Annotated in this window: 20 protein-coding genes; 10 read left to right on the top strand and 10 right to left on the bottom strand. The window is 72.2% G+C overall.

Annotated elements, in window-relative coordinates; genetic code table 11:
• Window positions 1–63: 63 nt before the first annotated feature.
• The 10 genes from paaA to ACH427_RS19470 all read left to right on the top strand — a co-directional run bounded on the left by paaA (window position 64) and on the right by ACH427_RS19470 (window position 9004).
• Window positions 64–1152, top strand: coding sequence for a 1,2-phenylacetyl-CoA epoxidase subunit PaaA (gene paaA / locus ACH427_RS19515; RefSeq protein WP_398870749.1), 1089 nt, complete (start codon window positions 64–66; stop codon window positions 1150–1152).
• On the top strand, window positions 1149–1451 hold the full coding sequence (paaB, locus tag ACH427_RS19510; protein ID WP_116214376.1) for a 1,2-phenylacetyl-CoA epoxidase subunit PaaB: 303 nt from the start codon (window positions 1149–1151) through the stop codon (window positions 1449–1451). The genes paaA and paaB overlap by 4 nt, the downstream gene beginning before the upstream one ends.
• A complete protein-coding gene (paaC, locus tag ACH427_RS19505; protein ID WP_398870747.1) occupies window positions 1441–2217 on the top strand; it encodes a 1,2-phenylacetyl-CoA epoxidase subunit PaaC in 777 nt (258 codons plus the stop codon). Before paaB ends, paaC begins: the two co-directional genes overlap by 11 nt.
• Entirely contained in the window at window positions 2211–2711 is a 501-nt protein-coding gene (paaD, locus tag ACH427_RS19500) for a 1,2-phenylacetyl-CoA epoxidase subunit PaaD (protein ID WP_398870868.1), read from the top strand. The genes paaC and paaD overlap by 7 nt, the downstream gene beginning before the upstream one ends.
• Before the next feature lie 8 nt (window positions 2712–2719).
• Window positions 2720–3850, top strand: coding sequence for a 2Fe-2S iron-sulfur cluster-binding protein (locus ACH427_RS19495; RefSeq protein ID WP_398870746.1), 1131 nt, complete (start codon window positions 2720–2722; stop codon window positions 3848–3850).
• Between the two features lie 79 nt (window positions 3851–3929).
• On the top strand, window positions 3930–4697 hold the full coding sequence (locus ACH427_RS19490) for an SDR family oxidoreductase (RefSeq protein ID WP_398870745.1): 768 nt from the start codon (window positions 3930–3932) through the stop codon (window positions 4695–4697).
• A 176-nt stretch (window positions 4698–4873) separates the two neighbouring features.
• Window positions 4874–5725 (top strand): tryptophan 2,3-dioxygenase, encoded by an 852-nt coding sequence (locus ACH427_RS19485; RefSeq protein WP_398870744.1) that lies wholly within the window; start codon window positions 4874–4876, stop codon window positions 5723–5725.
• The gene (locus tag ACH427_RS19480) at window positions 5718–6524 is read left to right on the top strand and encodes an alpha/beta fold hydrolase (protein WP_398870743.1); all 807 of its coding nucleotides are present in this window, start codon (window positions 5718–5720) and stop codon (window positions 6522–6524) included. The genes ACH427_RS19485 and ACH427_RS19480 overlap by 8 nt, the downstream gene beginning before the upstream one ends.
• 76 nt (window positions 6525–6600) lie before the next feature.
• Window positions 6601–7860: a kynureninase gene (gene kynU / locus ACH427_RS19475; protein ID WP_398870742.1), complete on the top strand. Its 1260-nt coding sequence runs from the start codon at window positions 6601–6603 to the stop codon at window positions 7858–7860.
• A 70-nt stretch (window positions 7861–7930) separates the two neighbouring features.
• The gene (locus ACH427_RS19470; RefSeq protein ID WP_398870741.1) at window positions 7931–9004 is read left to right on the top strand and encodes an ABC transporter permease; all 1074 of its coding nucleotides are present in this window, start codon (window positions 7931–7933) and stop codon (window positions 9002–9004) included.
• 18 nt (window positions 9005–9022) lie between these two features.
• Here the strand turns inward: ACH427_RS19470 and ACH427_RS19465 are convergent, their stop codons facing one another.
• The 10 genes from ACH427_RS19465 to ACH427_RS19420 all read right to left on the bottom strand — a co-directional run bounded on the left by ACH427_RS19465 (window position 9023) and on the right by ACH427_RS19420 (window position 22012).
• Window positions 9023–10090, bottom strand: a complete 1068-nt coding sequence (locus ACH427_RS19465) for a 2-oxoacid:ferredoxin oxidoreductase subunit beta (RefSeq protein WP_398870740.1) — start codon at window positions 10088–10090, stop codon at window positions 9023–9025.
• Window positions 10087–11997: a 2-oxoacid:acceptor oxidoreductase subunit alpha gene (locus ACH427_RS19460; protein WP_398870739.1), complete on the bottom strand. Its 1911-nt coding sequence runs from the start codon at window positions 11995–11997 to the stop codon at window positions 10087–10089. Before ACH427_RS19460 ends, ACH427_RS19465 begins: the two co-directional genes overlap by 4 nt.
• Window positions 11998–12075: 78 nt before the next feature.
• Window positions 12076–13500, bottom strand: coding sequence for an amino acid permease (locus ACH427_RS19455; RefSeq protein WP_398870738.1), 1425 nt, complete (start codon window positions 13498–13500; stop codon window positions 12076–12078).
• Window positions 13501–13538: 38 nt separating this feature from the next.
• Complete coding sequence (locus ACH427_RS19450) at window positions 13539–14168, bottom strand: DsbA family protein (protein ID WP_398870737.1); 630 nt, start codon at window positions 14166–14168, stop codon at window positions 13539–13541.
• Window positions 14165–15445 carry a flavin-dependent oxidoreductase gene (locus ACH427_RS19445; RefSeq protein ID WP_398870736.1) on the bottom strand — a complete coding sequence of 427 codons (1281 nt, stop codon included), beginning with the start codon at window positions 15443–15445 and terminating at the stop codon, window positions 14165–14167. Before ACH427_RS19445 ends, ACH427_RS19450 begins: the two co-directional genes overlap by 4 nt.
• Window positions 15442–16548 (bottom strand): monodechloroaminopyrrolnitrin synthase PrnB family protein, encoded by a 1107-nt coding sequence (locus ACH427_RS19440; protein WP_398870735.1) that lies wholly within the window; start codon window positions 16546–16548, stop codon window positions 15442–15444. The genes ACH427_RS19445 and ACH427_RS19440 overlap by 4 nt, the downstream gene beginning before the upstream one ends.
• A 108-nt stretch (window positions 16549–16656) precedes the next feature.
• Window positions 16657–18018, bottom strand: coding sequence for a polyketide synthase (locus ACH427_RS19435; RefSeq protein WP_398870734.1), 1362 nt, complete (start codon window positions 18016–18018; stop codon window positions 16657–16659).
• Between the two features lie 73 nt (window positions 18019–18091).
• Window positions 18092–19009, bottom strand: coding sequence for an SDR family oxidoreductase (locus tag ACH427_RS19430; protein WP_398870733.1), 918 nt, complete (start codon window positions 19007–19009; stop codon window positions 18092–18094).
• Window positions 19010–19109: 100 nt separating this feature from the next.
• On the bottom strand, window positions 19110–20522 hold the full coding sequence (locus ACH427_RS19425; RefSeq protein ID WP_398870732.1) for an MFS transporter: 1413 nt from the start codon (window positions 20520–20522) through the stop codon (window positions 19110–19112).
• Between the two features lie 5 nt (window positions 20523–20527).
• Complete coding sequence (locus ACH427_RS19420; protein ID WP_398870731.1) at window positions 20528–22012, bottom strand: 4-hydroxyphenylacetate 3-hydroxylase family protein; 1485 nt, start codon at window positions 22010–22012, stop codon at window positions 20528–20530.
• Window positions 22013–22049 lie beyond the last annotated feature (37 nt).

Here is a 22049-nt window from a genome sequence, read left to right as displayed (position 1 = left end):
GCGGCCGCACTCTCCATGCCCCTTTCGTGATCTTCGTCACGGGTCCGGAACGGATGCGCAGGGATGGAACTCCCCCGCCCCGTACTCCTTACGTCTGGAGGCACCGTCGCCTCCGGCAGTCGAGGACGAAGGAGTGAGAGGGGTGCTCTCAGGGTGACGACCACCGACGCGAGCGGCGAAGAGGGCTTCACCGAGCACTTCGAGGCGCTGCTGGCCGCCGACGAGCGGATCGAGCCGCGGGACTGGATGCCGGACGGTTACCGGCGGATGGTGCTCCGGCAGCTCGCCCAGCACGCGCACTCCGAGATCATCGGCATGCAGCCGGAGGGTGCCTGGCTGACCCGGGCGCCGTCGCTGCACCGCAAGGCGAGCCTGCTGGCCAAGGTGCAGGACGAGGCCGGGCACGGGCTCTATCTGTACTCGGCGGCGGAGACCCTGGGGGTGTCGCGCGCCGAGCTGCTGGACGCCCTGCACAACGGGACCCAGCGCTACGCGGCCACCTTCAACCACCCGGCGCTGACATGGGCGGACACCGGGGCGATCGCCTGGCTGACGGACGGCGCGGCCGTGGTCAACCAGGTGCCGCTGTGCCACACCTCGTACGGGCCGTACGCGCGGGCCATGCGGCGGGTGTGCCAGGAGGAGGCGTTCCACGTCCGGCAGGGCTACGACGTGCTGTGGTCGCTGTGCCGGGGGACGGCGGAGCAGAAGGAGATGGCGCAGGACGCGGTGAACCGCTGGTGGCTGCCCGCGGTGGCGCTGATGTTCGGCCCGCCGGACACGACGGCGGGCGGCGCGGACGACCGCACGGCGGCGATGGGCGCGGCGGTCAGCAAGCGTTCCATGGCGTGGGGCATCAAGCGGCACACCAACGACGAGCTGCGGCAGCGGTTCGTGGACAACGTCGTGCCGCAGGCCGAGCGGCTGGGCGTGACGCTGCCGGACCCGGCGATCCGGTGGAACGAGGAGCGCGGGCACTACGACTTCAGCCCGATCGACTGGCGGCTGTTCCGGGAGGCGCTGGCGGACAACTCGCAGTGCGCCCGGCAGCGGCTGGCGCACCGGGTCGCGGCACACGAGGACGGTGCCTGGGTGCGGGAGGCCGTCGACGCCTACGCGGCGGGCGGGTACGAGGAAGGGCAGAGCGCATGAGTGAGCGGACCGCACGGGTGCAGACTCCGTGGGAGGTGTTCATCCGGCCGCGCCGCGGCCTGTCCCATCAGCATGTGGGGTCGGTGCACGGTGCCGACGCGGACATGGCGCTGGCCAACGCCCGGGATCTGTACACCCGCAGGGGCGAGTCGGTGTCCATCTGGGTGGTGCGCTCCGACGCGGTGCGCGCGTCCTCGCCGAGCGAGAAGGACCCGCTGTTCAGCAACGCGGCCGACAAGCCGTACCGGTATCCGGAGCACTATGTGGCGCTGAACGAGGGCGGCAGCCATGACGGTTAGCCCCCCGGAGGCACGCACCCGGGACATCGCGGCGTACGCGCTGCGGCTCGGTGACGACGCGCTGATCCTCAGCCAGCGGCTGTGCGCGTGGGTGACGAACGCGCCCACCATCGAGGAGGACCTGGCGCTGTCGAACATCGCGCTGGACCTGCTCGGGCACGCCCGGACCCTGCTCGCGTACAGCGGCGAGCTGGACGGCACCGGCCGCAGTGACGACGACCTGGCGTACGGCAGGACCGAGCGCCATTTCCGCAACGCGCTGTTGGTGGAGATCGACAACGGCGACTTCGCGGTGACCATCGCCCGGCAGCTGGTCTACGCGCGGTACAGCATGCTGCTGTGCACGGCGCTGGCCGAGGCGGGTGACGCGACGCTGGCGGGCTTCGGCGCGCGGGCGGCCAAGGAGGTCGAGTACCACTGGATGCACGCCTCCCAGTGGACCGTGCGGCTGGGCCGGGGCACGGCCGAGAGCCACCGCCGGATGCAGGCGGGGCTGGACCGCGTCTGGCCGTACGCGGGTGAGCTGTTCGCGTCGGACGAGCTGGTGCGGCGGCTCGACGCCGACGGCACGGCGGTGGATCCCGCGCGGCTGCGGGCCGGCTGGGAGCGGGAGGTCGCCGGCGTCGTGGCGGACGCGGGGCTGACCGTGCCCAAGCCGTCCTGGCACGCGGGCGGCGGGCGTTCGGGGCTGCACACGGAGGCGTTCGGCCCGCTGCTGGCCGAGTTGCAGTCGGTGCGCCGGCAGTATCCGGGGGGCACCTGGTGAGCGCCGTGACCCGGCTGTCCGCCGAGGAGGTCCGGGCGCGGGTGAACACCGTGCCGGACCCGGAGCTCCCGATGGTCACCCTGGACGACCTCGGGGTGATCCGCGCGGTGGAGGTGGCGGCGGACGGCGCGCTGGAGGTCTCCATCACACCGACCTACCTGGGCTGTCCCGCGATGCCCGCGATCGAGGCGGGGATCCGGGAGGCGCTGGCGGAGTGCGGCCATCCCGACGGACGCGTACGGCAGTTGCTGTCGCCCGCGTGGACGACCGACTGGATCAGCGCGGAGGGCCGCCGCAAGCTCTCCGAGAACGGCATCGCCCCGCCAGCGGCGCCCGGGGCGCCGCTGCCGGTGCGGCTCGGGCTCGGCCTGCCCTGCCCCAACTGCGGCTCCGTGGCGACCCGCCCGCAGAGCGCGTTCGGGGCGACCCGCTGCCAAGCCGTCCTGGTGTGCACCGCGTGCCAGGAGACCTTCGCTCATCTGAAGGCGATGTGACGACCGCCATGACGACGACATCCCTGACGGCGGCATCCGTGACGACCGGGACGGCGTCCGCGCCGCACGCGGGCGTGTGGCACCGGCTGCGCGTGACGGAGGTGGAACGGGCCTCCGACGACGCGGTCGCGATCCGCCTGGACGTACCGGACCACCTGGCCGGGGTCTTCGCCCACCGCGCCGGACAGCATGTGGCCGTCCGGCACCTCCCGGACGGCGACGGCGGACCGGAGCTGCGCCGCAGCTATTCCGTCTGCCTGCCGCCCGGGGAGCGCTCCGGGCTGCGCCTGGTCGTCAAGCGCCTGGGGCCGGGCGGCTTCGCGGAGTACGCCACGGAGCGGCTGGCCGTGGGCGACTTCCTCGAACTCTCCGCGCCGACAGGCGGTTTCGGGCTGGTGGACCGCCCGGGCGCGCATCACGTGCTGATCGCGGGCGGCAGTGGCATCACGCCGCTGCTGAGCATGGCGGCGGCCGCGCTGCGGGACGACCTCGAGTGCCGGGTCTCGCTGGTCTACGCGAACCGGACTGCGGCGTCGGTGCTGCTGGCGGACGAGCTCGCCGACCTCAAGGACGCCTACGTCGACCGGTTCTTCACGCTCCATGTGCTCTCCCAGGAGACGCGCGAGGCGGAGCTGCTCTCCGGCCGGGTCGACAGCGGGCGGCTGACCAAGCTGCTGGCCCTGCTGGGCGCCGAGCCGGACGACCGCGGGTTCTTCTATCTGTGCGGCCCCTGGGGGCTGGTCGAGTCGGTGCGTGAGGCGCTCGCCTGCTGGGGCGCCGACCCGGCCCGGGTGCGCCTGGAGCTCTTCTCGACCGCCGACGGGCCGCGGGAGGCCGACGGCGGTGACGTTCCGGCGCGGCAGGGGCGGATCACCGCGCGGCTCGCCGGCCGGACGACCGTGGCGACCATGGGGCCCGGCGACCGGGTGGTGCTGGACGCCGTGCTGCGGGCCCGGCCGGAGACCCCGTACTCCTGCCGCGACGGGCTGTGCGGCACCTGCCGGGCCAAGGTGGTCTCCGGCTCGGTGCGCATGGACCGGCAGTACGCCCTCGGCGAGGCCGAGTTGGCGGGCGGCTACACCCTCGCCTGCCGGGCGCGGCCGGACTCGGACGAGGTCGGGCTCGACTTCGACGCCTGAGCGGCCCCAAGGGGCCGCTCAGGGCCGCCACGGGCCCCACGACGACATCGACACACAGCGACACGTAAGGACAGGAACCATGGGCACTCTCACCGGCAGGACCGCGCTGGTGACCGGTGGCAGCCGGGGCATCGGCAGGAGCATCTCGCTGCGGCTGGCCCGGGACGGCGCGCTGGTGGCCGTCCACTACGGGCACGACGCGACGGCCGCGAAGGAGACCGTCGGACTGATCGAGGCGGCGGGCGGCAAGGCGTTCGCCTTCCAGGCCGAACTCGGCGTGAGCGGCGACGCCGTCGCCCTGTGGGAGGCGTTCGACGCGGGCCTCGCGGGGTACGGTGCCGGGCCGGGCCTGGACATCCTGGTCAACAACGCCGGTGTCACGCTCCCCAAGCCGATCGCCGCGGTGACCGAGGAGGACTACGACCGGGTCTTCGCCGTCAACGTCAAGGCGCCGTTCTTCGTGATCCAGCAGGGCCTGGGCCGGCTGCGCGACGGCGGCCGGATCGTCAACATCTCCTCCGCCGTCACCCGGATCGCCATCCCGCACATCTCCGCCTACTCGATGACCAAGGGCGCGATCGACACGCTCACCCTCGCCCTCGCCAAGGAACTCGGCCCGCGCGGCATCACCGTGAACTCGGTGGCGCCCGGCTTCGTCGACACGGAGATCAACCCGACCCTGAAGGATCCGAAGGTGCGGGCGATGTACGCGGCCGTCTCCGCCTTCAACCGGGTCGGCGAGCCCGCCGACATCGCCGACGTGGTGGCCTTCGTGGCGAGCGACGACGCCCGCTGGGTCACCGGTCAGTACCTGGATGCCACCGGAGGCGCCCATCTGGGCCTGTGACCCACCGGTCACCCGAAAAGCACGGGCCGGGGCGCGGCGCCGGGACGCGACCGCCGCCGCCTGCCCGGGACACCACGTGGCGAGCGCACCGCACCGCCCGCCGCGGCCCGAGCACCTTCCCTCCGCCCTCCGCCCTGCGCCTTCCGGCCGGCGGGGCCCTGTCCGAGGAGACCCCTATGACTGACAGCACCAGCACGCCCGTTCCCGAGGCGCTCGAAGAGGACGACTCCCTGCTGGAGTTCGACGGGACGACACCGTACGAGGACTACGTCCACGCCTCGGTGCTCACCAACCTCCAGCAGCCCCTCTCCAACGACCCCGGCGAGATGGCCTTTCTGGTCACGACCCAGGTGATGGAGCTGTGGTTCACGCTGATAGTCCACGAGTGGCGCACCGCCCGTGACTCCCTGATGAAGGACGACACCGAGCGGGCCATGGAGGCCCTGCGCCGGAGCCTCGGTTCGCTCCAGGCGCTCAACGACTCGTGGCGGCCGATCGCTTCGCTGACCCCGGCGCAGTTCAACGGCTTCCGCGCGGCGTTCGGCGAGGCGTCCGGCTTCCAGTCGGCGATGTACCGGCACATGGAGTTCCTGCTGGGCGACAAGTCCCGCTCGATGGTCCAGCCGCACCGCGGTCACCCCCGGGTGCACGCGGAGCTGGAGGACGCCCTGACCCAGCCGTCGCTGTACGACGAGGTGCTGGCGTATCTGCACCGGCGCGGACTGCCCGTCCCGGAGGGGGTGCTGGAGCGCGACCGCACGGTGGCGTACCAGGCGGACGCCGGAGTCGAGGAGGTCTGGCGGCAGATCTACGCGGGTCCGCAGAGCGACCCGCTGGTGGCGCTGGGCGAGGCGCTCACCGACATCGCCGAGCTGGTGCTGCGCTGGCGCAGCGACCATCTGCTGGCCACCCGGCGGGCGATGGGCGCCAAGACCGGCAGTGGCGGCTCCCCGGGCGTGGCCTTCCTGGAGAAGCGCGCCGCCCGTTCCGTGTTCCCCGAGGTATGGACGGCCCGCAGCTATGTCTAGGACGATCTCCGATTTCGCGGCCGAGGAGGAGCGCCGGGTGCTGAGCCTGCGGCCGGTCCTCGCGCCCTCCCACCACAAATACGGTGACCACCCGCATCAGTCGTACGACATGTGGCCCGCGGAGGACCCGGACGCGCCGCTGGTGATCCTGCTGCACGGTGGCTACTGGCGGTACGACCGGATGCACCTGACGCCGTTCGCCGCGCATCTGGCGAAGAACGGCTTCACCACGGTCCTGCCCGGTTTCCGCCGGGCCGGCGGTGCGGGCGGCTATCCGGCGACCTTCGACGACATCGCGCTGCTGCTGGACACGATCCCGGCGGGGCGGCCGTATGTGCTGGCCGGGCACTGCTCGGGCGGTCACCTCGCGCTGTGGGCGGCCGCGCGCGGGCTGCTGCCGGAGGACTCCCCGTGGCACACCACCGAGCTGCCGACGGCCGTGCTGGCGCTGGCCCCGATCACCGACCTGGCCGCGACGATCCGTGAGGACCTCAGCAACGGCGCGGGGCTCGAACTGCTCGGCCCCGCCGACCGGGTGGAGTCGCTGCTGCCGTCCGTGGACCCGCTGACGATGCTGCGCGGGCCGGGCACGACCGGTGTGCCGACGGTCGTGCTGCACGGCGAGGTGGACGAGGAGCTGCCGCACGAGCAGTTCACCGGCTACATGGCCGTGCACACGGACGCCCAGCTCGTGGTCCTGCCGGGAACCGGGCACTACACGCTCATCGAGCCGGGGTCACCGGCGAGCGGGTCGGTGATCGAGACGCTGGCCCGGCTGTCCCGCACGCACTGCTCGTAGGCCGCCTCTCCCCCGCCGGCCGCCGTTTCCGGCGAGAGCCTCCGGCCGCCGTTCCCGACAAGTAAAGGATCTCGCGGTGACCACCGCCACCACCCACGACCTCGACGCCCTGACGGCCCGCGCGGGCGCGCTCGACGCAGCCGACCCGCTGGCCGCCGTGCGGGAACGGTTCCTGCTGCCGGAGGGGGTCGTCTATCTGGACGGCAACTCCCTCGGGGCGCTGCCCGCCGCGGTGCCTCCCGCCATGGAGGACGCCGTGCACCGGCAGTGGGGCACGGACCTGATCCGGTCGTGGAACGACAACGCGTGGTGGGAGGCGCCCCTGCGGGTCGGGGACGCGATCGGGCGGCTGGTCGGCGCGGCCCCGGGGCAGACGCTGGCCGGCGACTCCACGAGCGTCCAGCTGTTCAACGCCCTGTCGGCGGCGGTCCGCCTGCGGCCCGGCCGCGAGCTGATGCTGACGGACCCGGGGCACTTCCCCACCGACCAGTACATCGCCGATTCGGTGGCCCGGCTGTTCGGCCTGGAGGTGCGCCGGGTGCCGCCGGCTGAACTGCCGGACTTCCTGGCGCGGGAGGGCGAGCGGGTCGCGGTCGCCGGTTACTCCCCGGTGGACTACCGCACGGGCGAGCTGTACGACATGGCCGCGGCGACCGGGGCCGTGCGGCGGGCCGGCGGGCTGATGCTGTGGGACCTGTGCCACGCGGCGGGCGCCCTGCCCGTCCGGCTGGACGAGCTGGGCGCGGACCTGGCCGTGGGCTGCGGCTACAAGTTCCTGTCCGGCGGTCCCGGCGCCCCGGCGTTCCTGTACGTCGCGGAGCGCCACCAGGCGGCGTTCGACCAGCCGCTCACGGGCTGGAACGGGCACGCCGAGCCGTTCGGCCTGAGCGGCGGTTACGCGCCGGCGGAGGGGGTCGGACGGGGCCGGATCGGCACGCCGCCGATCCTGTCGATGCTGGCCCTGGAGGCCGCGCTGACGGCGTTCGACGGCGTCGCCATGGCGGACGTACGGGCCAAGAGCCTGTCCCTGACGTCCTTCTTCCTGGACTGCGCGGACGCCCTGCTGCACGGTTTCACCGTGGTCACACCGCGCGACCCGGAACGGCGCGGCAGCCAGGTGACCCTCCGCCACCCGGACGCCTACGCGCTGGTGCAGGCCCTCGCGGCGCGGGGCGTCATCGGTGACATGCGCGCCCCGGACATGCTGCGCTTCGGCGTCAACGCGCTCTATGTCACCCATGGGGACGTGCTGTCCGCGGTGCGGCATCTGAGCGAGGTCGTGAGCTCCGGGGAGCACCACGCCGAACGCTTCCAGCAGCGCACGACGGTCACCTGAGCGGCGGCCGCCGCTCGCGACAGAACCCGGATGCCCGTGATGATCCGATTTGCCCGCCTATGGTGGGGGTGTGAACGAGAAAGGCACGGCCGGAAACAGCATCGGGTCCACAGGCGGCGGGCGCTGGGCGGCGTTCCGGCGGTCGCCGTTCTTTCCAGCCGCCGTGCTCGTGGTGCTCGTCGCCGCGGCGGCCGGGCTCTTCGCCGGGTCGTACACGTACTGCATGGCCAACCCCACGCCCCGCAGCATCCCCACCGCGGTGACCGGAGTGCCGGCCTCCGAGGTGAAGCGGGCCCAGTTCGTGCAGGGGATGGAGAAGGCCCTCGGGGCCACGCTCAAGCTGCACCACTACGGCACGTACCGGCGGGCCCGGGGGGCGGTGGAGGAGCAGCGGGTGTTCGCGATCCTGGAACAGCGGACGGACGGGCGTGCCGCGCTGTCCGTGTCGGGCGCGTCGGGTGCCTCGGTCGCGCAGTTGCTGACCGAGACGGCGCCCCGGGTGGGCGCGGCCATCGGCGTGCCGGTGACGGTCACGGACATCAAGCCGCTGCAGAAGGGCGACCCGCGGGGGCTCGCGCTGTTCTACGTCTCGCTCGCCGCGTCGGTGGTCGGCTTCATCGGCGCGATCCAGCTGAGCGTGCACGCGGCCCGGCTGAACCCGGGCGAGCGCATCGCCTTCACCCTGCTGCAGTCGGCGCTGGGCGGCTTCGCCATCGCCGCAGTCGTCGACTGGGGCCTGGGCGCGCTGCGGCTGCCGTTCACGGAGTCGTGGCTGATCCTGACGCTGACGATGTTCGCGTCGGGGATGGTCTTCACCATGTTCAACACCCTGATCGGGCGCTGGGCGATGCTCCCGACGTGGAGCCTCCTGGTGCTGCTCGGCAACCCCTCCTCGGGCGGCGCGGTGTCCTGGCCGCTGCTGCCGTCGCTCCTGGGTACGGTCGGCCGCTGGCTGCCCCCGGGCGCCTCGGTCAACGCCCACCACACGGCGGTCTACTTCGGCGGGCACCAGCACGCCTTCCCGTTCGCGGTCCTGGGGGCGTGGGCGGTCGGCTGCAGCGCGGTCTTCTGGCTCTGGCGCCACCGCCACCCGGGCGGGCGCGAACGCGAGATGGGCGGGGGTGCCGGTCTCGCCGAAGGGTGACACCCCCGCCGACCGGCTTCACGCGGTGACGGTCCAGGTGTCCCTGCCCCGCAGGAGGGCGTCCAGGTCCGGCTCGCCCGCGTCGCGGGCCCGGGCGAGCTGGTCGCGCACCTGGTCGTCGTAGACCGGTCGGGACACCGAGCGGAAGACGCCCGTCACCGTGTGGGCACGGTCCTGGCCGCCGAGGCGGGACAGCGCGAAGGCATAGGCCGGGTCGGCCTCGGTGGCGTCGTGGACGACCAGCGCCTCCTCGCCGGCCTCGGCCACGGGCCGCACGGCGAGGCGGCCGTCCGCGTCACGGACCACACCGAGCTCACCGTCCGCGCCGAAGCGGATCGGCTCGCCGTGCCGCAGCCCGATGATGTGCCGCTCGCGTACACCCGGCTCCTTGAGCGCGTCGAAGGCGCCCTCGTTGAAGATCGGGCAGTTCTGGTAGATCTCCACGAGCGCCGTCCCCCGGTGCTCGGCCGCCGCGCGCAGGACCTCGGTGAGGCCCTTGCGGTCGGAGTCGAGGGCGCGGGCCACGAAGGTGGCCTCGGCGCCGAGGGCGAGGGAGACCGGGTTGAAAGGCGTGTCGAGGGAGCCCATCGGCGTGGACTTGGTGACCTTGCCGACCTCGGAGGTCGGCGAATACTGGCCCTTCGTCAGGCCGTAGATCTGGTTGTTGAACAGGAGGATCTTGAGGTTGACGTTGCGGCGCAGCGTGTGGATGAGGTGGTTGCCGCCGATGGACAGGGCGTCGCCGTCGCCGGTGACGACCCACACCGACAGGTCCTCGCGCGCGGTCGCGAGGCCGGTGGCGATGGCGGGGGCGCGGCCGTGGATGGAGTGCATCCCGTAGGTGTCCATGTAGTACGGGAAGCGGGAGGAGCAGCCGATGCCGGAGACGAAGACGACGTTCTCCTTCGCCAGCCCGAGCTGGGGCATGAAGGACTGCACGGCGGCGAGGACCGCGTAGTCGCCGCAGCCGGGGCACCAGCGCACTTCCTGGTCGGACTTGAAGTCCTTCGCCGTCTGGGGGCCGGGGGCGGCGGGCACGCCGTCGAGGCCGCCGCGCGCGGGCATGCCGAGGTCGATCGCTGTCATGCTTGCGGTTCTCCGATCACATCGGTCAGTACGCCCTGGAGCTCCTCCGCCATGAAGGGCAGGCCCGTGACCTTGGTGTGGCTGACGACGTCCACGAGGTACCTGGCCCTGAGCAGGGTCGCGAGCTGTCCGAGGTTCATCTCCGGCACGACGACACGGTCGTACGCGGCGAGGACCTCGCCCAGGTTCTCCGGGAAGGGGTTGAGGTGGCGCAGGTGGGCCTGGGCGATGCGGCCGCCCGCGGCGCGGACCCGGCGGCAGGCCGCGCCGATGGGCCCGTAGGTGGAGCCCCAGCCGAGCACCAGGACGCGGGCGTCGCCGCCGGGGTCGTCCACGGCGAGACGGGGGACCCGCACGCCGTCGACCTTGGCCTGCCGGAGGCGGACCATCTTCTCGTGGTTGTCCGGGTCGTAGGAGATGTTGCCGATGCGGTCGGCCTTCTCCAGCCCGCCGATGCGGTGTTCGAGGCCGGGGGTGCCCGGCACCGCCCATGGCCGGGCGAGGGTCTCGGGGTCGCGGAGGTAGGGCCAGAAGCCGCCGGAGCCGTCGGTGGCGTTGGGCTCGGCGGCGAACTCCACGCGCAGGTCGGGCAGACTGCCGGCGGCGGGGATCAGCCAGGGCTCCGAGCCGTTGGCGATGGCACCGTCGGACAGCAGCATCACGGGCGTGCGGTAGGTCAGGGCGATCCGGGTGGCCTCCAGGACGGCGTCGAAGGCGTCCGCCGGGGAGCGGGGAGCCACCACCGGCAGGGGAGATTCGCCGTTGCGGCCGTACATCGCCTGGAGCAGGTCGGCCTGTTCGGTCTTGGTGGGCAGGCCGGTGGACGGGCCACCGCGCTGCACATCGATGATCAGCAGCGGGAGCTCGGTCATCACGGCGAGGCCGATGGTTTCCGACTTCAGGGCGACGCCGGGCCCCGAGGTCGTGGTCACCCCGAGCGCACCGCCGAACGCGGCGCCCAGCGCCGCGCCGATCCCGGCGATCTCGTCCTCCGCCTGCACGGTGGCGATGCCGAACGCCTTGTGCCTGGAGAGCTCGTGCAGGATGTCGGAGGCGGGCGTGATCGGGTAGGTGCCGAGCAGCACGGGAAGCCCGGAGCGGCGGCCGGCGGCGACGATGCCGTAGGCGAGCGCGGTGTTGCCGGTGATCTGGCGGTACGTGCCGGCGGGCAGCGCGGCCGCGGCGACCTGGTAGGTGACCGCGAAGGACTCGGTGGTCTCGCCGTAGTTCCAGCCGGCACGGAAGGCGAGGACGTTGGCCTCGGCGAGCTCGGGGCGCTTGGCGAACTTCTCCCGCAGGAAGCGCTCGGTGCCGGCGGTGGGCCGGTGGTACATCCAGGACAGCAGGCCGAGGGCGAACATGTTCTTCGCCCGTTCGGCGTCCTTCTTCGCCAGTCCGGTGTCCTCCAGCGCGCCCCTGGTGAGGGTGGCCATGGCCACCTTGTGCAGGTGGTAGGCGCCGAGGGAGCCGTCCTCCAGCGGGTCCGCCGCGTAGCCGACCTTGGCCAGGCTGCGCTTGGTGAACTCATCGGTGTTGACGATGAGCGTGCCGCCCGCGGGGAGGTCGCCGAGGTTGGCCTTCAGCGCGGCGGGGTTCATGGCCACGAGGACGTCCGGCCGGTCGCCGGGGGTGAGGATGTCGTGGTCGGCGAAGTGCAGCTGGAAGCTGGAGACGCCGGGGAGGGTGCCCTGGGGGGCACGGATCTCGGCCGGAAAGTTGGGGAACGTCGCGAGGTCGTTGCCGAATTCGGCCGCTTCGGAGGTGAACCGGTCGCCGGCGAGCTGCATGCCGTCACCGGAGTCACCGGCGAAGCGGATCACGACGCGGTCCAGGGTGCGGACGTCGTCGCCGTCGGAAGCGGGGGCGGGGGTGACAGCGGGAGTGCCCACGTCGGTGTCGAGACTCATGTGAAGGTCGTTCTCTCTTGCTGGACTTGCGGAAGCGTGCCGGCGTGCCGGGCTTCGCGGGAAGGGCGGGTGGTGTGCCTACCGGGAAGGGCTCAGTTCCCGGGGCGGGGCGGCCGGTTCGGGTCCGGCGGCGCGGCGCCTGCGGCGTACGAGGCCGTAGGAGGCCGAGACGAGCAGCAGGAACGGCACGCCGAAGAGCAGGGCGTCGGCGAACTGTTCGGTGAAGGCCATGGTCACCATCACCGCGACGACCATCACCATGGCGAGGGCCGTGGTCACCGGGGTGCCGGGCAGCCGGATCGGTGAGGGGCCGAGTGCCCGGGCGCGGCGGCTGCGGTGGAACGCCCACTGTGTGGCGAAGATCAGCAGCCAGGTGACGAGCGCGCCGAACGTCGCGATGCCCACCAGCAGGGCGAAGGCGGACCCCGGCGCGGTGACCGACAGGACGGTGGCCAGGGTCAGGCCGACGGCCGAGAACAGCAGCGCGTTCCCCGGCGCTCCCTGGGAGTTGAGGCGGCCGAGGCGGCGGGGCGCGTAGCCGTCCCGCGCGAGCGAGAACACCATCCGGGCGCTCACATAGAGATTGGTGTTCATGGCGGAGAGCGCGGCCGTGAGGATCACGAAGTTCATCACGGTGACGGCGCCGGGGATCCCGGCCGTGCTGAACAGCCGCACGAATGGGCTGCCGGCCGCGGAGCCGTCACCGGTGAGCGGCGCGACGGTGACCACGACCGCCATGGCGAGCAGGTAGAACAGGGCGAGCCTGAGCACCATGCCGCGGGCGGCGCGGGGGATGTCGCGCGCCGGGTCGCGGGACTCGGCGGCGGTGAGCGCCACGGCCTCGGTGCCCATATAGCCGAAGGTCACCACGGTCATGGCGAGCCACAGGCCGGTGAGGCCGCCGGGCGCGAACCCGCCGTGCTCCGTCCACGCCCCGAGGCCGACGGGCTCGCGGCCGGGCAGCCCCACCGTGATGCAGGCCAGCCCGAGCAGAACGAACACCACGATCGTGACGACCTTGATCATCGCGAACCAGTATTCGAACTCGCCGAAGAACCGCACCGAGGCCGCGTTGACGAGCAGCATGGCGAGGGAGAAGAACACGACGGGCACCCACAGCGGGAGTTCCGGCCACCAGAAGCGGACGTACATGCCCGCGGCGGTGACCTCGCTGCCGATGTTGACCACTTGGGCCACCCAGTACATCCAGCGCTGGACGAAGCCCGCCCAGGGCCCGAGGTAGGCGTGCGCGATGGCGCCGAAGCCCCCGGCGCCGGGGTGCGCCACGGTCATCTCCGCCAGCGCGTAGGCGAGGGCGAGCGCCAGGACCGCCCCGGCCGCGTACGCGACGATCACCGAGGGCCCGGCCATGGAAATGGCCAGCCCGGATCCCAGGAAGAGCCCGGTGCCGATGGCGCCGCCGAGCCCGATCATGCGTACGTGGCGGCCGCTGAGGGCCTTGCGCAGCTCGGGACTGCCGCCCGCGCTCCCGTTGTCGTTCAAACCCGATTCCCCCTTGTGTTGCGTGCGCGCCCGGTCGGTTACGCGCTGTCGGCGGCCCGCTGGAGCGCGCGCAGGATGGTCTCCTCGTCCCGCGGGCCCACCAGCGTGGTGCCGTCGTCGAAGACGAAGGCGGGCACGGCCTGCACTCGCCCGCGCGACCGGGCGACGGCGGCCCGGACCTCGGCGAGCTCCTCGTCGGAGGCGAGGTACGCGGCGGCCCGCTCGCCGTCCATCCCCGCGCGTACGGCGCGGTCGACGAGCAGCTCCGGGTCGGAGACGTCGCCGTTCTCGGTGAAGTAGGCGGCGAACAGCAGCTCCTCCAGCCGGGACCGGGCGTCCTGGCCGTAGGCGCGCCCGGCGAGCCGCAGCAGCCGGTGCGCCTGGAGGGTGTTGACCGCGTAGCCGCTCGCGTTGCGGAAGGTGATGCCGAGCGCCTTGCCCGCCTCGGTGACCTCCTCGCTCATCGCCGTGGCCTTGGCGACGCCGTACTTCCCGGCCAGCCACTCCAGCATCGGCACGGCGTGCTCGGGGTGCTCGCCGTCGATCTGGTACGGGTGGAGCACGGTCTCGACACGGTCCGCGCCGAAGGCGGCGACGGCCCGCTCGGCGTTCCGCTTGCCCACGTAGCACCAGGGGCAGGAGATGTCGGAGTAGATGTCGAGTCTCATCCGCTGACCTTCACCACTCGGGCCCGGCCATCCGGACGCCGGTTGACGGTGTCGGTGTCGAAGGCACCGGCCTGGGCGTACTGCGCGGAGATCGCGGCGAGTTCGGCCTCGCTCATCACGTCGTGGATGGACGCGAAACCGTCCGGGGCCCGCTCGTGGGCGATGTTGATGACGATCTCGGGACCCATCTGTCGGTTTCTGGCCTGCAGTTGGGTCATGGCCGGACGGCGGCGCTCCTCGTAGGCGGCGAGGGCCTCGCCTGGATCGGAGTGCCGGGCCAGGCACCGGGCGAGCACCCGGGCGTCCACGATCGACTGGGTCGCGCCGTTGGAGCCCATGGGGTACATGGCGTGGGCCGCGTCGCCGAGGAGGGTCACCCGGCCGGAGGTCCAGTGGGGCAGCGGGTCGCGGTCCACCATGGGGTACTCGAACGCCTCGTCGCCCGTGCGGACCAGGCCGGGGATGTCCAGCCAGGGGAAGTCCCAGTCGGCGAAGTGCGGGAGGAACTCCTCCGGGCGGACCTTGCGGTTCCAGTCGGCGCGGTCGGGAACCTCGCCGCTGTCGGCACGGCGGGCCACGGCCCAGTTCATCAGGACGGGCTCGTCGGGGCTCGTGCCCGTGGTCATGGGGTAGACGACGCCGCGGCGGCGGTCGTCACCGGCGATGATCATCGTCCGGCCGTTGAGGAAGGGCTTGCTCCAGGTCGCGCCGCGCCAGACGACGAGTCCGTTCCAGCGGGGCGGCCCCTCGTCGGGGTGGAGCGCGGCCCGCACCGCGGAGTGGATCCCGTCGGCGCCGATCAGCACGTCGGCCTCGGTGTCGGAAGCGTTCCCGGTGGAGGGGTGGGTGACGGACACCCGGAGCCGGCCGGTGGGCACCGACGTGAATCCGGTGATCCGGGTGTCCGTCACGATCGAGGCCGGCCCGAGCCGCTTGCGCACGGCGTCGGCCAGCACCATCTGGAGCCGTCCGCGGTGGATGGACAGCTGAGGCCAGTTGTAGCCCGCGCCGAGGCCGCGGGGTTCGTTCCAGATGAGGCTGCCGAACCTGTTGTAGTACGACAGCTCGCCCGTCCGGACCGAGAGGGCGGCCAGGTCCTCGTAGACGCCCAGTTCGTCGAGTTCGCGGACGGCGTTGGGGAGGATGTTGAGGCCGACACCCAGGGGACGGATCTCCTGGACGGTCTCGGCGACGGTGATGTCGGTGAAGCCCTCGGCGTGCAGGCTGAGGGCGGCGGCGAGGCCGCCGATGCCGCCTCCGGCGATCAGGATCTTCACGAGGCGGCCTTCTTCCCGTCCGCGGCGCCGCGGGTCAGGTTGGCGTTGTCACGCGTCAGGTCGAGGATCTGCTTGAGCAGTTCGACGCTGGCGCCCCCGCTGCCGACCGGGAAGAGCCGCAGGTCCTCCTGGTACGCCTTGCGGGCGATGCCCAGGTGCCGGCCACGGAAAACCATGATCACGCGCAGCAGGCGGAGCAGCGCCTCGGCGCTCTCCAGGAGTTGAGGCTCGGACCGCTCGGTGACGGCGGGGTCGGTGCCGAACGCCGCCACGAGACGCGTGACCAGGGAGGGCGCGTGCAGCCAGGAGTCGTAGAGCTCACGCCAGCGGGGCAGGCTGTACGGGATGGAGTGGCGCAGGAATTCCCGGTACTCGGGCCTGCTGTGGTCGGAGGCCCAGACGGACAGGTCGATGAGCCACAGCGGCACCTGGGCGGCGGCCGGCCCGAGGTAGGTCTCGCCCGCGAGGGTGACGTTCTCGTAGTACGGGCGCAGGACGCGGGCGAAGAAGGCCGGGCCGACCTCCTTGACCACCATGTCGATGGAGTCGACCATCGCGCCCAGCAGATCGGTGAGTTCGTCGAGGACGGCCGCGAACTTCTGCTCCGCGGGGTCGGTCCAGGAGAGCATGTCGCACAGTTCGAGGCCCTGGCGCAGCTGCGGGAAGACCATCCGGACGGAGTCCTGCAGGCAGAACTCCTGTGGATCGCCGGTGTACGAGCGCTGGCGTTCGCCGGTGGGGTTCCAGGTGGTGTAGTGGTGCACGGTGTCCCGGGGGATCATGCCGGTGCGTCGGCCGAGCTCCAGCAGCACGGGGACGACCTCGGGGACGGCCTCGGCGGGTTCGGTGTCGTGGCGCTTGAGCGAGCCGAGCAGCATGCCGAGGTCGCGCATCACGGCCAGGCACTCGTCCGTCGAGCAGAGGGCCACGGCGTCGAGGCTGGGGGTGAGGTCACGCAGCATGGCCGTCAGCGTGGGGACGTCGCCGCGGGAGTTGAGCTCGGGGAGGCGGGCGAGCGCGGCGTCCGCGGCGAGGGGGTCCAGGGCCCTGACTCTTTCGATCTGCAAAGGGTTGCCATGGTCCATGAAGAGGTCAGAAATCATGATTTTTCTCCATAATGGGCATGCCGTTGCCCGCGGCGGTGCGGGGAATGCTGTGGGTGGTGGGCGCCGGCCGCGGCCGTCGGAGCCGGGCGGGAACCGGGGCCGGTGTCAGTGCGCGGTGCCGGGGGCCTGCGGGGCCTGGGCGAGCACGAGGTGGACGTTGGTGGAGGAGATGCTCTGTCCGTTGACGGCCGCGATCACCGGGCGTCCGTTCCGGCGCGGCAGGGGCCGTGGCCGGGTGGGGACGACGAGGGGCAGCCGGTCCCAGTCCACGGCGGGGTGGGGCGTCTCGAAGTGCAGGCCGCCCGGCACGGTGCCGTGTTCGAGCGCGAGCACGGTCTTGATCACACCCGCGACGCCCGCGGCCGCCTCGGCGTGGCCGATGTTGGTCTTGACCGAGCCGACGAGACAGGGGTGTCCCGCCGGGCGGCCCTCGCCGAGCACGTCGCCGAGCGCCCCGAGTTCCACCGGGTCGATCCGGGTGCCCGTGCCATGGGCCTCGACGTACGCGACCTCGCCGGGCAGGATCCCGGCGTCCTCGTAGGCCCACCGCATGGCGGCGGCCTGGCCCTCCCGCGAGGGGTCGGTCAGCCGTGCCTTGGCGCGGCCGTCGTTGCTGACGGCGCTGCCGAGGATGACGGCCCGGACCCGGTCCCCGTCGGCGAGCGCCCGGTCCAGCGGCTTGAGGACGACGATCCCGGCACCCTCGGAACGGACGAAGCCGTCGGCGGTGGCGTCGCCGAACTTGCAGCGCCCGTCCGGGGAGAGCGCGCCCGCCTGGGCGAGCATGATGTCGGCGGCGGGGCCGAGGAGGAGGCTGACGCCGCCCGCGAGGGCCGTGGTGGCCTCTCCGGCGCGCAGGCTGCGCACGGCCAGGTGCAGGGCCACGAGCGAGGACGCCTGGGCGGTGTCGACGGTGACGCTCGGGCCGCGCAGGTCGAAGGCGTACGAGAGGCGGCCGGACAGCAGGCCGCGCTGGTGGGCGCCGCTGAAGGTGTCGAGGTCCAGGGTGTCCCGGCCGCGGTCGCGGAGATTGTCCCAGTGGTCGGCGTGCGACTGGCCGGCGAAGACGGCGGTGCGGCTGCCCGCGAGGCGCTCCGTGGTGAGTCCGGCGTCCCGGAGGGCGGCGCGCGCGGTCAGCAGGAGCAGCCGCTGCTGCGGGTCCATGGCCTCGATCTCGCGCGGAGCCACCCCGAATTCGGCCGCGGGGAAGGCGTCAGGACCGACGGCGGCGGCGAGGCCGTCGAGGAAGCCGCCGCGGCGGGCGGTGGTGCGGCCCGGTGTGCCGGGGCTCGGTGCGTGGAACTCCTGGGTGTCGTAGCGGGATTCCGGGATGTCACCGATGGCGTCGCGGCCGTCGATGAGGAGGTCCCAGAACTCCTCGGTCCCCCATGCGCCCGGATAGGCGCATCCCATGCCGATGACGGCGATGGGCCCTCGTGCGTCAGGTCCGTGGTCCGGCCCTGTCATCTTGCTCCCCCGTTGGTGCTTTTCGTCCGGGGTGTGTCACACGGTCACCGCGTGGCACACCCCGTCCGTCGTGCTAGTCGTTCTTCTTGGCCCAGATGTGCCAGGGCTGCGCGGAGATCCACTCGCTCAGCGGCGTCAGGCGCACACCCAGCTTCTGTGCGGTGGCCTCCGGGTCGGCCGCGAACAGCTCCGGCTCGTCGCCGGTGGCGGCCCAGCGGTAGATGCCCGCGACACCCGCGGCGGCCTCGGCGCCGATGACCTGACCGAGTCCGGCTTCGAACTCCGCCGGGTCCAGGGCGAGGTAGCCGACCTCACGGCCCAGCGCACGGGCGAAGGCCGCGGCGAGCTCGGGACCGGTGACGGTCTCGGCGCCGCCTATCTCCAGCGTCTCGCCCTCCAGGCCCTCGGCGTCGAGGGCGGCGGCCACGGCCGCGGCGAGGTCGGTGTGGGACAGCCAGGACACACGCCGGTCGGCGGGCAGCGGGTAGGCCAGCACACCGTCGTCGACGAGAGCGGGGCCGTTCCAGGGGCTGAAGAGGTTGTCCAGGTAGACCGGCGGGCGGACGACGACCAGCGGCACACCGCTGTCGCGGAGGACAGCCTCGACGGCGCGGCGCGTCTCGAAGGAGGCGTACGGCGTCTTCGCCTTCGGCAGCGGGGTGTTGACGTTGTAGACCAGGCGCTCGACCCCGGCCGCCTTGGCGGCCTCGGCGATGTTCCTCGCGTAGGTCTCCACGGTCGCACGGTCGTAGACCAGCGGCATGACCACGGCGGCGTGGGTGACGCCCTCGAAGGCGGCGCGGACGGCGGCGGCGTCGGCCAGGTCGCCCTGGACCATGGTGACGCCGTCGACGGCCTTCTCCGCCTCGACCTGGCGGCGGGCGAAGCCGCGCACGGCGTGGCCCCGCTCGGCCAGCAGGCGGGCGACTGCCCCGCCCTGGAATCCGCTGGCACCGAATACCAGGTACTGGCGCCCTTGCGTGTCGGTCATGAGGTTTTCCTCGCAGAAGTATGCACTGAACAGATGTGTTCGAGCCTGTCAGTTGCGCTCCGACGGCTTCAATTAGCAGCCGGTCGGACGTACTTAACAATCAGCCATTGGCCACGTCCGCCCTGGCCGGGGCGGGCCGCGCGGCCCCGGGAGCACGCAGCGCGAGGCTCAGGAGCGCGCCCGCCAGGGAGATCCCGGCCGCGACGAGGAAGGCCGCCTGGAAGCCGTTCGTCAGCGCCACCGGGTCGTCGGATGGGCCGGTGCGGGCCGACGCGACCGCGGTGAGCACCGCGAGCCCGAGTACGGAGCCGAACTGCTGGCTGGTGTTGATCAGCCCCGAGGCCAGTCCGACCTCCTCCTCCCCCGCGTCCATGGTCGCCGCCACATTGGTGGTGACGGCGGCCAGCGGCAGCCCCACCCCGAGGACGACGCTCGGCGCGAGCACGTCGGCGGAGAAGGTGCCCTGGGCGGAGAGCATCGACAGCCAGCCGAGTCCGGCCGCGATCAGCGTGAAGCCCGCGGTCATCACGGCTCGTAGCCCGAACCGGCCGATGAGCCGGTCCGCCGCGCCGGCGACCATCACGACGACCAAGGACAGCGGCAGCAGCCCCAGCCCTCCGGCCACCGGTTCGAACCCGAGCACCGCCTGCATGTACAGGCTGACGAGGAAGAACATCGGGAACAGCGCCATCTGCGAGAGCCCGCCGAGCACGTTGGCCAGGCGCAGCGTGGGCCGCCCGAGGACCCGCAGCGGAAGCAGCGGCTGCGCGGCCCGCGACTCGATCACGACGAAGGCCACGAGCAGGACCGCGGCCAGAGCCGCCGGGACGAGCGTGGTCGCCGCGGTCCAGCCCTCCTCTCCGGCGTTGACCAGCGCGTAGGCGAGGAGCCCCAGTCCGCCGGTGACGGTGAGCGCTCCGGCGACGTCGAAGCCGCGCCCCGCGTCGTCCTCCCGGGCCTCGGGCAGCAGCCGCCGGGCGCAGACGATCAGCACAACGCCGGCCAGGACGTTGAGCACGAAGGTCGACCGCCAGCCGAGCCAGCTGGTGAGCACGCCACCGAGCACGGTGCCGGCGGCACCGCCCGCGCCGGCCATCGCCGCGAAGACGCCCAGCGCCTTGTGGCGTTCGGGGCCGTCGGCGAAGAGGGTGAGCAGCAGGGCGAAGGCTGAGGCCGCGGCGAGGGCGGCGCCGATGCCCTGGACGGCGCGCGCCGTGATCAGCCAGGCCGCGTCGTCCGCGAGGGCACCGGCCAGCGAGGCGAGCACGAGGAGGGCGAGGCCCAGGACGAACAGCTTCTTGCGGCCGAACAGGTCGGCCGCGCGGCCGCTGAACAACAGCAGACCGCCGAAGGTGATCAGATAGGCGTTCGCCACCCAGGACAGGCCGGTGGGCGAGATGCCGAGCTCACTGCCGATCGACGGCACGGCGACGTTGATGATCGCCGTGTCGAGGATCAGCATGAACTGGGTGCAGGCGAGCAGCGCGAGCGCGAGCCGGCGGTGGGGTGCCATGGAGGTCACTGCGCGAACCCTGCGGGTTCGTCGGCGAGTTCGTACCCGTCGAGGCAGGACTGCGCGAGGCGCTCGCAGAGCTCCGGGCTGCCGTCGCGGACCATGGACGGCAGATAGATGTGCGGCGCGCCGTGGTAGAAGCGCTCGTACTGCTCGTGACGTCCGGCGAACTCGGAGCCCAGAGCGTCCCAGGCGAGCTTGAAGAGCTTGACGCGCTTCTCCGGCCCGGCGCCGGGCGAACGGACGTACTTGGCGACCAGGTCGCCGATGACGGGGTGGCGGAGGTCCAGACCGGAGGCCGGGAGCTGGATGAGCCCGCCGCCGGCGAGCGTCTTGATCTCCTGGAGGACCTTGGGGTAGACATCGGCGGCCATGAAGCGGTGCGCCGAGGCGATCTCCTTGTTGATCTGCACGGCGCCGTCGCCGCCCGGCACTGCCTCATAGCTCGCCTCGGCGGCGAGCAGCATGGACTTGGCCATGTTGAGCCAGCCCATGAGGCGGCCGATCTGGATCTGGACGGGAGGCAGTTCGTAGGTGCCGTTGGCCTTGGCGATCAGGATGCCCAGGCCGACGAGGAACTCCAGCTTGGTCCAGAAGCGGGTGGCCGCCTGGTGGACGAAGTTCCAGTAGGCGGGGGTGATCCACCACTGCTTGAAGGAAGCCTCGACGTCGCGGTAGACCAGCACGTTCTCCCACGGGACGAAGACGTCCTCGCAGATGAGCATCGAGTCGTTCTCGTCGAAGCGCGAGGACAGCGGGTTGTCGAAGACCGTGCGCGCGGCGGCCTCGTAGGAGGTGCGTGAGATGAACTTCAGGCCCGGGGTGTCCAGCGGGACGGAGAAGCTGAGGGCGTAGTCGGCGTCCTTGGCCGGGAGGGGCTCGATGGTGCCGACGATGATCTCGTTGCCGAAGATGGCGGCCGTGCCGATCATCTTGGCGCCGCGGACGACGATGCCGCCGTCGAGCTCCTTGACGACCCGGATGTAGAGGTCGTCGCGCTCCTGCTCCGAGGCCGCCTTGGTGCGGTCGGCCTGCGGGTTGGCGAGGGTGAACGACTGGTAGAGGTCGCCCTGGGACATCCTGCGGTAGTAGGCGTCGAGATTGGCGGTGCCGTCGAACTCCGCGCCGGCGAAGACGCCGGGCAGGGCGGCGAAGCCCGCGATGCCGGCGGCCATGTAGTCGGGAGAGCGGCCGAGGAAACCGTAGCTCGCCTCCGACCAGGTCTTGAACGCCTTGCGCCGGGCGATCAGATCCTCGTGGGTGCGCGGGACGGCGTAGGCGCGGTGGATCCGCTGGTCCGTGCCGGCGGGCCGCACGGTGAGGACGTCGCGGAATGCCGGATCGTGCGTCATGTCGTACAGGCCGGCGATCGAGCGGACCGTGTTGCGGAATGCCGGGTGACGGGTGACGTCCTTGACGAGTTCACCGTCGAGCCATATCTCGCGTCCGTCGCGCAAGGACTCGATGTACTCCTGGCCAACGCGGGTCATTGTTCTCCTGAGATGGTTCTTCGTGCCTGCCGGAAGC

The sequence above is a fragment of the Streptomyces sp. NPDC020379 genome (genome assembly GCF_044387105.1).
Lineage (GTDB): Bacteria > Actinomycetota > Actinomycetes > Streptomycetales > Streptomycetaceae > Streptomyces.
This window is presented reverse-complemented; position numbering and strand designations above follow the sequence as displayed.